The 12,384-nt window shown below is 73.7% G+C and carries 9 protein-coding genes and 1 pseudogene; 3 read left to right on the forward strand and 7 right to left on the reverse strand.

Annotated elements, in window-relative coordinates; translation table 11 throughout:
* Positions 1 to 1,793 (forward strand): bifunctional [glutamine synthetase] adenylyltransferase/[glutamine synthetase]-adenylyl-L-tyrosine phosphorylase (locus AB0J68_RS14505; RefSeq protein WP_363938824.1); only part of this gene is annotated, 1,793 nt, incomplete at its 5' end.
* Positions 1,794 to 1,799: 6 nt separating this feature from the next.
* On the opposite strand, the gene AB0J68_RS14510 is transcribed toward AB0J68_RS14505, so the two are convergent.
* The gene (locus AB0J68_RS14510; RefSeq protein ID WP_363938825.1) at positions 1,800 to 3,458 is read right to left on the reverse strand and encodes a hypothetical protein; all 1,659 of its coding nucleotides are present in this window, start codon (positions 3,456 to 3,458) and stop codon (positions 1,800 to 1,802) included.
* A 44-nt stretch (positions 3,459 to 3,502) separates the two neighbouring features.
* On the opposite strand from AB0J68_RS14510, the gene mptB (AB0J68_RS14515) reads away from it, so the two are divergent.
* Both mptB (AB0J68_RS14515) and mptB (AB0J68_RS14520) read left to right on the forward strand, forming a co-directional pair.
* Positions 3,503 to 4,903 (forward strand): polyprenol phosphomannose-dependent alpha 1,6 mannosyltransferase MptB, encoded by a 1,401-nt coding sequence (gene mptB, locus AB0J68_RS14515; protein WP_363938827.1) that lies wholly within the window; start codon positions 3,503 to 3,505, stop codon positions 4,901 to 4,903.
* Between the two features lie 14 nt (positions 4,904 to 4,917).
* Entirely contained in the window at positions 4,918 to 6,462 is a 1,545-nt protein-coding gene (gene mptB / locus AB0J68_RS14520) for a polyprenol phosphomannose-dependent alpha 1,6 mannosyltransferase MptB (protein WP_363938828.1), read from the forward strand.
* A gap of 55 nt (positions 6,463 to 6,517) precedes the next feature.
* Here the strand turns inward: mptB (AB0J68_RS14520) and AB0J68_RS14525 are convergent, their stop codons facing one another.
* From AB0J68_RS14525 to AB0J68_RS14550, 6 genes and pseudogenes are all read right to left on the reverse strand, one after another.
* Positions 6,518 to 7,888, reverse strand: coding sequence for an IS4 family transposase (locus AB0J68_RS14525; protein WP_363938830.1), 1,371 nt, complete (start codon positions 7,886 to 7,888; stop codon positions 6,518 to 6,520).
* Positions 7,889 to 8,177: 289 nt separating this feature from the next.
* The gene (locus AB0J68_RS14530) at positions 8,178 to 9,257 is read right to left on the reverse strand and encodes an amidohydrolase family protein (RefSeq protein WP_355133363.1); all 1,080 of its coding nucleotides are present in this window, start codon (positions 9,255 to 9,257) and stop codon (positions 8,178 to 8,180) included.
* An 18-nt stretch (positions 9,258 to 9,275) separates the two neighbouring features.
* Positions 9,276 to 9,854, reverse strand: coding sequence for a Uma2 family endonuclease (locus AB0J68_RS14535; RefSeq protein WP_354856403.1), 579 nt, complete (start codon positions 9,852 to 9,854; stop codon positions 9,276 to 9,278).
* A 68-nt stretch (positions 9,855 to 9,922) separates the two neighbouring features.
* A complete protein-coding gene (gene ffh, locus AB0J68_RS14540) occupies positions 9,923 to 11,476 on the reverse strand; it encodes a signal recognition particle protein (protein WP_354856405.1) in 1,554 nt (517 codons plus the stop codon).
* A gap of 126 nt (positions 11,477 to 11,602) precedes the next feature.
* Complete coding sequence (locus AB0J68_RS14545; RefSeq protein WP_234590136.1) at positions 11,603 to 12,259, reverse strand: response regulator transcription factor; 657 nt, start codon at positions 12,257 to 12,259, stop codon at positions 11,603 to 11,605.
* Positions 12,256 to 12,384 (reverse strand): annotated as a pseudogene (locus AB0J68_RS14550) (sensor histidine kinase); the annotation flags it as partial. The pseudogene AB0J68_RS14550 and the gene AB0J68_RS14545, both read right to left, overlap by 4 nt.

A 12,384-nucleotide genomic window follows, 5' to 3' on the forward strand; every position in this document is an offset into this window, starting at 1 on the left:
CGCTGCTGCGCGGCTACCGCTTCCTGCGCAGCGTCGAGCACCGGCTCCAGTTGCAGGCCCTGCGGCGTACGCACACCGTGCCCACCGAGCCGTCCGCGCTGCGCTGGCTGGCCGCCGCGCTGGGTTTCACGGCCACGCCGGGACGCAACGCCGTGGAGAGCTTCCGGGCCGAGTGGGTCACCCACGCCACCGAGGTACGCCGGCTGCACGCCAAGCTGCTCTACCGGCCGCTGCTGGAGTCGGTGGCCCGGGTGCCGGCCGACGGGCTGCGGCTCACTCCGGAGGCCGCCCGGCACCGGTTGGAGATCCTCGGCTTCGCCGACCCTGCCGGGGCGCTGCGTCACCTCCAGGCGCTCACCGGCGGGGTGAGCCGCACCGCGGCCATCCAGCGGACCCTGCTGCCGGTGCTGCTGAGCGAGTTCGCCGACGCGCCGGAGCCGGACCGGGGGCTGCTCAACTACCGCAAGGTCTCCGACAAGCTGGGCAGCACCCCCTGGTATTTGCGGCTGCTGCGCGACGGCGGTCCCGTCGCCCGGCGGCTGGCCCGGGTCCTGGCCCTCTCCCGGTACGTCGCCGACCTGCTCGCCCGCGATCCGGAGGCGCTGCGGCTGCTGGCCGAGGAGAACGAGTTGGCGCCGCGCCCACGGGCGGTGCTGCGGGAGGGCTTCCTGGCGGCGGCGGCCCGACACACCGACCCGGTCGAGGCGACCCGCGCGGTGCGGGCGCTGCGCCGCCGGGAACTGGTCCGCGTGGCGTGCGCCGACGTGCTCTGCCGCGCCGGCGCGCTCGCCCCGACCCCGACCCGGCCGGACGGCACGACGCGCCCCGCTGTCGGCCTGGCCGACATCACCGAGGTCGGCACGGCGCTCTCCGACGTCACCGACGCCACTCTCGCCGCCGCGCTGCGCGCCGCCCGGGCCAGCCAGCCGGCGCCGGCCGGGCTGCGGTTCGCGGTGATCGGGATGGGCCGGCTGGGCGGGTACGAGTCGAACTACCTCTCCGACGCCGACGTGCTCTTCGTCTACGACCCGCCCGCCGACAGCGGCGAGAGCGCGGCCAGCGCCGCCGCGCACGCGATCGCCGAGGAGCTGCGGCGGCTGCTCGGGGTGCCCGCCCCCGACCCGCCGCTCGGTGTCGACGCCGACCTGCGTCCGGAGGGCCGGCAGGGTCCGTTGGTGCGCAGCCTCGCCGCGTACGCGCAGTACTACGCCCGCTGGTCGCGGGTGTGGGAGGCGCAGGCGCTGCTGCGCGCCCGGTTCGTCTGCGGCGACGCCGACCTGGGCGCCGAGTTCGAGGCGATGATCGAGCCGGTGCGCTACCCGGCCGAGGGGCTGACCCGCGAGCAGGTCGTCGAGATCCGCCGGATCAAGGCCCGGGTGGAGACCGAGCGGCTGCCGCGCGGCGCCGACCCGGCCACCCACACCAAGCTGGGCCGGGGCGGGCTGGCCGACGTGGAGTGGGCGGTCCAGCTCGTCCAGCTCCGGCACGCCGGCGCGATCCCGGAGCTGCGCGGCACGCGTACCCTCGATGCCCTCGCGGCCGCCGAGCGGGCCGGCCTGATCGACCCGGCGGACGCCGCGGAGATGGCCGCCGGCTGGTCCCTGGCCGCGCAGGTCCGCAACGCGTTGATGCTGGTCCGGGGCCGCGCCGGTGACCAACTGCCCCGGCACGGGGTGGAGCTGGCCGGGGTGGTCCGGCTGCTCGGCCGCGACGACCCGGGGGAGTTCCTGGACGAGTACCTGCGCACCGGCCGGCGCTCGCGCGCCGCCGCGCAGCGGGTGCTGGAGGCGTAGCGCCGGTCAACTGCCGACGGTGTACTCGCCGGCGTGGGGAACGGTGACGACGCTCCAGACCCCGTCGGCGGAGACGGTGGCGCCACCGGACGCGGCCAGCCAGCGGCTGTAGCGGACGCGGACCGCGACCGGGCCGGCGGTCGGGGCCCGGAAGGTCAGCGCCGCGCCGTCGGCGCGGACCAGTTCAGCGGGCGCGGCGACCAGCGGCGTCGGGTCGGCCACCGCCCAGACCCGCCAGTGCGCGCCGGACCAGACCGGCGTCAGGTACGGCAGGCCGCCCTCGACCAGCTCCGCCTCGGCCCGTCCCACCCAGGACAGCGGGGCGTCCGGCACCGCCACGTACTGCACGGCGTTCTCCGCCAGCCAGGCCCGGTAGCTCTCCCGGGTCAGCGGCACGCCGGTGCCGGTCGCGCCGGGCACGGTGGTGAAGAACAGCGGGTTTCGGTCGATGTCGGCCTGCCGCAGCCAGCCCCGGGCCAGTGGCACCTCGCCGAGGCGGGCCGCCTCCCAGTAGTTGCGCGTCGGCGGCACCTCGACCCGGCCGGTGAGCCGCTGCCCGGCCAGGAACGCGCGCAGCGGCGCGTGGTAGCCGGGCGCGCTGGTCGGGTCGCCGATGCCGCGCAGGTCGGCGGGGACCACCGGCGGCTGCCACCCGCAGACGGCCACCAGCAGCGCGGTCAGGCCCACAGCGCCCAGCAGGCGAGCACGCCGCGACCGCTCGGGCGTCGCGGTGCTGGGCGGCGCGGCGTCGGGCCGGGCGGCATTGGGCGGCGCGGGGCGGTCGGCGTGCCGGCGGGCGAGGCGGGCGAGGCGGGCGGTGAGCCAGGCTGGTGGCCGGGCGGCGGCGGCCAGCACCGGCAGCGCGAACATCGTCGCCAGCCGGGTCGCGTTCAACCCCACCGGGGTGTGGACCAGCGCGGCGGCGAGCACCCCGGCGGCGGCGAGGAGCGCGCCGACCCGCACCGGCCGGTACGCCACCAGCGCCGCCACCACCAGGCTGGTCACCACCGCGCGCAGGGTGTCGGTGCGGCTGATGTTCATCCAGCCGCCGTCGCCGAAGAGCAGCGCGGTCGCGGCCAGCGGCACGGCCGCCGCGACAGCGAGCGTCAGACCGTCGGCGTAGCGGCGGGTGAGCAGCAGCGCCACGCCCGCCAGGCCGAGGAACAGGCCCGCCACCGGGCTCGTCGCCGACGCCAGCAGCGCGCCGACCGCGGCGAGCGCGAGCCGCCGACGCGGGGGTACGCCCCGAGTCAGCGCCAGCAGCGCGGCCAGCCCGAACGCCACCCCCAGGGCGTACGTCACCCGGCCGGAGACCAGGTTGCCGGTCAGCGTGACCACGCCGACCACGCTGCCCAGCAGCGGACGGGGCACCGGGCTGCGGACCAGCAGCGCGGCCAGCGCCGCGGCCGACGCCACCAGGGCCAGCGCACCGGTCACCCGCACGCCGAGCAGGGCCATCACGGGCTGGGACACGAGGCTGTAGCCGAACTGCTGCACCCCGGCGTACCAGCGCAGATCGATCGGTGTCAGGCCGTGGGCGGCGAAGAAGTCCGCCCGGGCGACCTGTGCGGCGAGGTCCGAGCCCATCAGCGGCAGGGCCAGCCAGAGCGCGCCGAGCACGACTGCGGAACCGGTGGCCACCGCCACCACCCGACTGCGCCGCATGCCCACCTCCGTACCGCGACAACCGTACTGGCAGCATGTCCGGCGTGCCTCACCACCTCGCGCGCTGGACCGGAGTGGTCGGATCGGCGTTGCTCGCCGTCGCCGCGTTCCTCGGCGGCGCCCTGCCCGGGTCACCCCTGCGCCCCACCCCGGTCAGCATCTGGCAGGGCCCGAACGGGCCACTGGTTCTCGCCGCCTGGCTGGTCGGCACCGCGCTGCTGGCGTACGCCTGGTGGTCGTTGCGCGAGCGCGTGCCGTCGACCCGCTGGGCGCTGGTCACCGTCGGGCTCTGGCTGCTGCCGGTGCTGATCGCGCCGCCGCTGGCCAGCCGCGACGTCTACGCGTACGCCTGCCAGGGCGCCAGCTACGCCGCCGGGATCAACCCGTACGAGCAGGGGGTGTCCGCGCTGCCCTGCCCCTGGCTGGACACCATCTCCTACATCTGGCGCGACACGCCGGCGCCGTACGGGCCGCTGTTCGTGGTGCTCGCCGGCGCGGTGGTCAAGGCCACCGGCTCGCTGACCGGCGCGATCGTGGTGTTCCGGCTGATCGCCGTGGCGGGGGTGGCGCTGACCGCGGCCAGCCTGCCGGTGCTGGCCCGGCGAGCCGGCGTACCCGCGTCCCGGGCGGTCTGGCTGACGCTCGGCTGCCCGCTGGTCGCCGTGCACCTGGTCGGCGGCGCGCACAACGACGCCCTGATGGTCGGCCTGCTGGTCGCCGGGCTGGCGGTGATCGCCTCGCGGCCCGGCCGCCCCGGTCCGCTGCTCGCCGGTGGTGCGCTGCTCGGACTGGCCGCCGCGATCAAGGTGACGGCGCTGGTCGTGGTGCCGTTCGCGGCGCTGGCCGCGATCGTCGGCGGCTACTCGATCCGCGCGCTGATCCGCCACGGCGGCTGGGTCGTCGGCGGCGCGGTCGCCGTCGTGGTCGGGGTGACCTTCGCCGCCGGACTGGACTTCGGCTGGGTCGGCGGCCTGGCCCGAGGCGGCGACGTGATCGCCTGGACGTCGCCGTCCACGGCGGTCGGCCAGACCGTCGGCTACCTGGCGGTGCCCTTCGGCGGGCACCTCGACGCCCTGCCGGTCACCCGGGGGATCGGCATGGCCGTGCTGGCGCTGCTGCTGGTGTGGCTGTGGTGGCGGGCCCGCACCCGGGAGCCGCTGTGGCACGCCGCCCTGGCGCTGGCCGCCACGGTCGCCCTCGCACCGCTGTTCCACCCCTGGTACTGGATCTGGCCGCTGGCCGTGCTCGCGGCCACCGCCCGGCGTACCGGATGGTTCAAGGTGGTCGCGCTTGTCGCGTCGTTCCTGGTGCTGCCCGACGGCACCGGGCTGCCCCGGTTCACCAAGTCGATCGGGGCGCCGCTGATGACGCTGTTGGTGATCGTGCTGGTCATCCGGTTGGTACGGTCGGCTCGGGCGGCCCGTCAGCCGGTCGCCGCCGACTGAGGGACGGTGCGCCGGTGACCACTCCCGGCGCACCGCCGCCGCTTTCCGATCTTTCGGTGGTCCGTTTTGCCCGGTATGCCGGCCTGGCCGGCGCGATCCTGCTCACCGTTGCCGGGTATCTCGGTGGGGCGCTGCCCGACGCCCCGCTGGGCGCGACACCGGCGTCGATCTGGCGAGCCCCGCACGGCCCGGCGACGCTTACCTGCTGGCTCGTCGGCACGGCACTGCTGGTCGGTGCCTGGTGGTCACTGCGCGCCGGTGCGCCGTCCGGCCGGTGGGCGTACGTCACCGCCGGGCTGTGGGCCCTACCGCTGCTGGTCGCGCCGCCGCTGGGCAGCCGGGACGTCTACTCGTACGCCTGCCAGGGCTGGACGTACGCACACGGCGTCGACCCGTACGCGGTTCCGGTGGCGGCGGCCGGCTGCCCGTGGCTGGAGACGGTGGCGCCGATCTGGCGGGACACGCCTGCTCCGTACGGGCCGGTCTTCGTGCTGCTCGCGGCGTTCGCGGTGGGCGTCGGTGGCGGCCTCACCGGCACGATCGTGGCGCTGCGGGTCATCGCCGTGGCGGGCCTGCTCCTGGCGGCGTACTGCCTGCCCGGCCTGGCGCGGGCGGCCGGCGTGCCGACCCGGCGAGCGGCCTGGTTGGCGCTGGCCGCGCCGGTGGTCGGCGTGCACCTGGTGGCCGGGGCGCACAACGACGCCGTGATGCTCGGGCTGCTGCTGTGCGGGCTGCTGGTGGTGGTCCGCCGGCCGGGCCGGCCCGCGGCGCTGCTGCTCGCCGGCGTGCTGCTCGGCCTGGCGGTCACGGTGAAGGCCACCGCCGTGGTGGTCGCCCCGTTCGCCGCGCTGGCCGCGGTGCACGGCCGGCACACCGTACGCGCGCTGCTGCGCGACGGCGGCTGGCTGGCCGGCGGGCTGCTGGCCGCGCTGCTGGTCACCTCGGCCCTGTCCGGCCTCGGCTTCGGCTGGGTGGGCGGGCTGACCCGCAGCGGAGACTCCGAGCAGTGGACGTCGCCGCCCACCGCCGTCGGCCTGGTGGTGGACTACGCCGGCGCGCTGGTCGGGCGGGACCCGCAGGCGGTGCCGGTGACCCGCGCGGTCGCGTTGGTGCTGCTCGCGGTCGTGCTCCTGGTGCTGTGGTGGCGCGCCTGGCGAGAACTGCGGGCTGGCCCGCCCGGAGCGCCGCCGCGAGAGCTGCGGGCAGATGATCGCGATCCGAGCGGCGCGGACAGGCCGGCGGCCGGCTCGGCGCGGTGCCGTGCGGCACTGCACGGCGCGGGCCTCGCACTGGTCGCCACCGTCGTCCTGGCCCCGGTCTTCCACCCCTGGTACGCGACCTGGCCGCTGGCGCTGCTCGCGCTCACCTCCGTCCGGACCACGTGGTTCGCGCTGCCGGTGGCGGTCGCGGCCTTCCTGGTCCTGCCCGACGGCACCAACCTGGCCCGCTTCACCAAGGCCCCCGGCGCCCTGGCGATGACCGTCCTGCTCCTCTTCCTGCTCCTTCGGGTGCGGGAGCGGGTGCGGCGGAACGGACCGGAGCGCCGGCCACGTTCCTGACAATCGGTCCGACGTGCAAGATCGTGCTCGAACGTGGATGTCAACGCCGTTGCGTTTAGCGCCGTGAGCGGGAGGCAAGTCCTTTCTCGAAGAGTGTGATTTCGGCGTGGAAGCTGTAGGTCTGTGTGGTTGTTGGGTGTTGTCCGGTGTTCGGGCCGTACTTGCTGGTCGGGTTCTTGCGGGTGCGGGCTTTGACGCGGGGGCGGCGCCGTGCGGGCAGGAGGTTGGCCAGCGCGGCGTGGCCGATTGCGCCGAGGAGGTCGGCGGGGCCGTGGGGGAGGATCGCGCTGGCGGTGGTGATCGTGTCGATGGCGGTTTCGATGAGGATCGTGAAGCTGATCCGGTCCATGTCGGTGCCTGGCTGGGTTGACGCGGCGTCTGCGGCCGCGCGGATGAGGGCTTGGTAGGCGGTGAGCAGGGCGTATACCTCCTGCTCGATCCCGGGGATGCTGTGAGAGCGCAGGACACGGCCGTTGAGCATGGTCGCTTTGATCGAGTAGTAGGTGGTCTCGGCTTGCCAGCGTTCGTGGTAGAGGTCCACGAGTTCTCGGGCGGGGTAGCGGGCGTGGTCGGTCAGGCTGGTGATCAGCCGCCACTGCTCGTGGCGCACCGTGCCGTCGGCGAGGGTGACGGTGACCTGCGCTTCGACGACCCGTACCAGGATGAGGGCGGCGAGGGTGCCGTAGCCGATGCGGGTCAGGTAGGAGCCATCGGGCAGGCGTTGCGTGATGGTCGGGCGGCGGCAGGCGGTGGAGCGGACCAGGAACTGCGCTCCGGTGGCGTGCACATCGTGCAGGAATTGCGCGGCGTCGAAGCCGGCGTCGGCCAGCAGCAGCATCGCGCGGTCCAGGACGCCCACCAGGCGGTGGGCATACGGCAGTTCGCCTCCTGCGTCAGGGCCGAAGTCCGCGGCGAGCAGGGCGCGGGTCCCGCACTCGATCACCACGAGCAGCCGCAGCAGCGGGTAGCCGAACTCCCGCCGCTCTCCTGCCCGTTTGGGGTAGCGCCAGGTGACCTGTTCCCGATCGGGCACGTGCAGGTGAGTGCCGTCGATGGCCACGGTGCGCAGGCCCCGGTAGAACACGCCGGGCTGGCTGGGCAGACCGACGACACCGGCCAACGTCTCGAACAGACGCCGTAGCGGCGCCGCTCCGATCCGGCGGCGGGCGCGTGAGAGTGAGGAGACGCTCGGCCGCGTCAGGCGCAGGTCCGTCAGGGCAGCGGTCAGCTTCCCCCAGGTCGCCAGATAGGAACAGCGCTCGAACAGCGCCAGCGCAAGGACGAAGTACACCACGACCCGAGACGGCAGCAGCCGCAGCCGCTTCTCCCGCGTCCCGGTCTCCTCCAACACCGCGTCTACGAGGTCAAAGTCAATGATCTGCGTCAACTCACCCAGATGACCGGGCGCGTGCACACCCCCGGCCACCTGCAACGACCGCCTGATGACAGACTTCTCCTGCAACGGGACTCCTGATAACGATCACCTTGCTCGACACAAGCTGATCTATCAGAAGTCCCGTTCGCGTCTCCAAAGCCCTTGACTCAAGTCCCGATCGCCAAACGCAACAGCGTTGACTTCCTGGATCCAGCACGATCTTGCGGTGGGCGGGGCACACGGCCCGGCCCGGCGTGACGCCGCCCGGCACGGCGTGACGCCGCCCGGCACCGCCCGACGCGGCCCAGCGTGACGCGGCCCGGCGCGGCGCGGCGTGGGGTCAGCGGAGAACTCGGCCGCGCAGGATCGTGCGGGACGGAGCACGAACGACGCGTAGGTCGTGGCGGGGGTCCTCGGGGTAGACGGTCAGGTCGGCGAGGCCGCCCTCGACCAGGCCGGGGAAGCCGAGCCATTCGCGGGCGCCCCAGGACGCGGCGGCGAGCACGTCGATCGGCGCCAGGCCGGCGCGCTCGTGCAGCAGCAGCATCTCCTCGGCGGCCAGCCCGTGGTCGATGCCGCCACCGGCGTCGGTGCCCACGTAGATCGGCACGCCCGCCTCGTGCGCGGCCCGCACCACCTCCGGGAAGCGGTCGCGCAGCGCGAGCATGTGCTCGGCGTAGCCGGGGAACTTGCCCCGCGCCTGCTCGGCGATGCCCCCGAAGGTGGCGATGTTGATCATTGTGGGGACCAGCGCAGTGCCCTGGCGGGCCATCTCGTCGATCAGGTCGAGGCTCAGCCCGGTGCCGTGCTCCACCGAGTCCACCCCGGCCCGCACCATGATCTCGACGGCCGACTCAGAGAAGGTGTGCACCGCGGCGCGTACCCCGGCGTCGTGCGCGGCCCGGACGGCGGCGGTGAGGGTGTCGGCGTCCCAGGCTGGCGCGAGATCGCCCACGCCCCGGTCGATCCAGTCACCGACCAGCTTCACCCAGCCGTTGCCGGCTCGGGCCTGCGCGGCCACCGTCGCCGCCACCTCGGCCGCGCCGACCTCGACGCCGATGTCACGCAGGTAGCGCTTCGGAGGCGCGACGTGCCGGCCGGCGCGGGCCAGTCGCGGCAGGTCCGGTTCGTCGTCGAGTTCGGGGTACGGGTACGGCGAACCCGCGTCACGGATCGTCAGCACACCGGCGTCCCGGTCCACGCGGGCCAACTCGCGGGCCTGGTCGAGGGAGGTGATCGGGGCGCCACCGCGGGCGATGCCGATGTGGCAGTGCGCGTCGACCAGCCCCGGAAGGACGAACCCGCCGTCGACGACCGTCTCCGCCCCGGGCACCGGGGTGAAGGTCACCCGGTCGCCGACCAGCCAGAGATCCCGGACCTCGTCGTCGGGGAGCAGCACGCCGCGCACATGAAGAGCCATGCGCACAGTCCTACCCGATCACCTCTTTGCCCGTTCGAGGACCTCCTGTCGGCGGCGCGTCCACGCCGGCAGGTCCAGTGTCACCTTCCACGGGCGGTCGATCGTGACGAGGCCATCGGTCTCCACGCTGGGCTCGTAGCCGCCCTTGGGGCTGAGCAGCAGTTCGGTGAAGGTGACCTTCTCCCGCAACGGGTCGATCACCCAGTATGCGGCGACGCCTGCATTGGCGTAGATGCGCACCTTCTCGTGCCGATCACGAATAGTGGAATCGGGCGAGATCACCTCGACCGCGAGGAGAGCGTCCTGCACCGGCACGGGTGACCTGTTGGCCTGCTCGACGCGGATGACCACCACGTCCGGCCGTGGCTCGTTGCGGCGGTCGATCGAGAGCGACTGGTCCATGCTGACGAAGAAGTCGTCCGGGCAGGCGAGTTCCAGGGCGAACATGACTCGACCGCAGATGAACTGGTGCAGCGGCGTGGGGGACGGCACGATCAACCTTCCGTTGATCAGTTCGTACGGAAGGTCCTTCGGCAGATCACCGAGGTCGTCGACCGTCCACTCGTGCCGTTCGGGCAGGATCGGGGCAGCGGTCATGACATCTCCTTCCAAGGGGCGACGTCACCCTAAGCGCCGGAAACGTCGCCCGCCGTCACCGACACGCGTCAGCGCGGGCCCTTGTCGCCACCCTTGCCGAGCTTGTTGAAGTCGATCTTCGGGAGCTTGAAGCCGGGCGGAAGGCCCTGGCCGCCCGCGAGGTCGTTCGGGTCCATCCCCGGCGGGAGCTGCGGCATGCCACCCGGGAAGCCGGCCGGCATGCCGGCGCCCGTACGCGGACGACCGCCACCCTTGGTGCCCTTGCGCTTGTTCTTCGGGGACTTCGTCGCCTTGCGCCGGCCACCGCCGGGCAGGCCCATCATGCCGCCCATCTGCTTCATCATCTTCTGCGCGTCGGCGAAGCGGTTGAGCAGCTGGTTGACGTCCATCACGGTGACCCCGGAGCCGTTGGCGATGCGCGCCCGGCGGGAACCGTTGATGATCTTCGGGTTGGTCCGCTCGCCCGGGGTCATCGACCGGATGATCGCGGTGACCCGGTCGAAGTGACTGTCGTCCAGCTCGGCGAGCTGGTCCTTCATCTGCCCCATGCCCGGCATCATGGCCAGCACGTTGGCGATCGGGCCCATCCGCCGCACCGCGATGAGCTGGTCGAGGAAGTCGTCCAGGGTGAACTGCTCGCCGCCCATCAGCTTGGCGGTCATCTTCTCCTTCTGATCCGAGTCGAAGGCCTGCTCGGCCTGCTCGATCAGAGTGAGGACGTCGCCCATGCCGAGGATCCGGCTGGCCATCCGGTCGGGGTGGAAGACGTCGAAGTCCTCCAGCTTCTCGCCGGTGGACGCGAACAGGATCGGCTGCCCGGTCACCTCGCGCACGGAGAGCGCGGCGCCACCACGGGCGTCGCCGTCGAGCTTGGAGAGCACCACGCCGGTGATGCCGACGCCGTCGCGGAACGCCTCGGCGGTGCGGACGGCGTCCTGACCGACCATCGCGTCGATGACGAAGATGACCTCGTCCGGCGAGACGGCGTCGCGGATGTCGGCGGCCTGCTGCATCATCTCGGCGTCGATGCCGAGGCGGCCGGCGGTGTCGACGATGACGATGTCGCGGGCCGCGCGCTTCGCGTGCTCGATCGAGGCGCGGGCCACCTGCACCGGGTCACCGGTGCCGTTGCCGGGCTCCGGGGCGTACACCTCGACGCCGGCCCGGCCACCGAGCACCTGGAGCTGCCCGACGGCGTTGGGGCGCTGGAGGTCGGCAGCCACCAGCAGCGGCTGGTGCCCCTGGGCCTTGAGCCAGCGGGCCAGCTTGCCGGCGAGGGTGGTCTTACCGGAGCCCTGGAGGCCGGCCAGCATGATCACCGTGGGCGGCTGCTTGGCGAACTGGAGCCGTCGGCCCTCGCCGCCGAGCACCTTGATCAGCTCTTCGTTGACGATCTTGATGATCTGCTGGGCCGGGTTGAGCGCCTGGGAGACCTCGGCGCTGCGGGCGCGCTCCTTGACGGCCGCGATGAAGCCCTTGACCACCGGCAGCGCGACGTCCGCCTCCAGCAGCGCGAGGCGGATCTCGCGCGCGGTGGCGTCGATGTCGGCGTCGGTGAGCCGCCCCTTGCCGCGGAGCTTGGTGAAGATCCCGGACAGGCGGTCACTCAAGGTGTCAAACACACGAACATCCCGTTTGTCAGTGTTCCGGCGGGCACAACGCGGCCGGCACTGCGGAGTCCGGCCACCGCTAGGGTAACCGCCCAGCCGCGGGGTTGCTTCCGCCCGGCCCGGCCCGCTTCCCGGGCCTCACCCCGACACCAGACCCGACTGGTACGCGAAGACGACGAGCTGGGCCCGATCCCGGGCTCCCAGCTTGCCCATCGCCCGGCTGACGTGGGTCCGAGCGGTCGCCGGGCTGACCACCAACCGGGCGGCGATCTCCTCGTTGTTCAGGCCCTCACCGACCAGGCCGACGACCTGGCGCTCCCGGTCGGTGAGGGTGTCCAGCCGCGGGTGCGGACGGGGTGCCCTCGACGGCCGGGTGGCGAACTCCCGCACCACCCGCCGGGTCACCGACGGGGACAGCAGCGCCTCTCCCTCGGCGACCAGCCGGATGGCGCGCAGCAGCTCCGGCGGCCGGGTGTCCTTGGTGAGGAACCCGCTCGCGCCGTGGCGCAGCGCGTCGAAGACGTACTCGTCCAGCTCGAAGGTGGTGAGCACCACCACCCGCGTGCCGGTCAGCTCGGGGTCGGCGACGATCCGGCGGGTCGCCTCGATCCCGTCGATGCCGGGCATCCGGATGTCCATCAGCACCACGTCCGGCCGAACCTGGCGGGCCAGCTCCACCGCCCGCAGCCCGTCGGCCGCCTCGCCGGCGAGCGCCAGGTCGTCCTCGCTCTCCACCAGCGCGCGCAGCCCGAGGCGGACCAGATCCTGGTCGTCGGCGATCAGCACCCGGATCACGCGGGCGGCTCCACGGGCAGCCGGGCCCAGACGCGGAACCCGCCGTCCGGGCGCGGTCCGGTGGTCAGCCGCCCGCCCAGCGCGGCCACTCGCTCCCGCATACCGGCCAGACCGTGCCCTCCGGT

It is taken from the genome of Micromonospora sp. NPDC049580 (assembly GCF_040675595.1).
In the GTDB taxonomy this organism is placed as follows: Bacteria; Actinomycetota; Actinomycetes; order Mycobacteriales; family Micromonosporaceae; genus Micromonospora.

Bases quoted from the DNA above. Each gene is read 5' to 3' on its own strand.
- AB0J68_RS14510 (WP_363938825.1), bottom strand. From the start codon at position 3,458: ATGCGGCGCAGTCGGGTGGTGGCGGTGGCCACCGGTTCCGCAGTCGTG.
- AB0J68_RS14530 (WP_355133363.1), bottom strand. From the start codon at position 9,257: ATGGCTCTTCATGTGCGCGGCGTGCTGCTCCCCGACGACGAGGTCCGG.
- AB0J68_RS14535 (WP_354856403.1), bottom strand. From the start codon at position 9,854: ATGACCGCTGCCCCGATCCTGCCCGAACGGCACGAGTGGACGGTCGAC.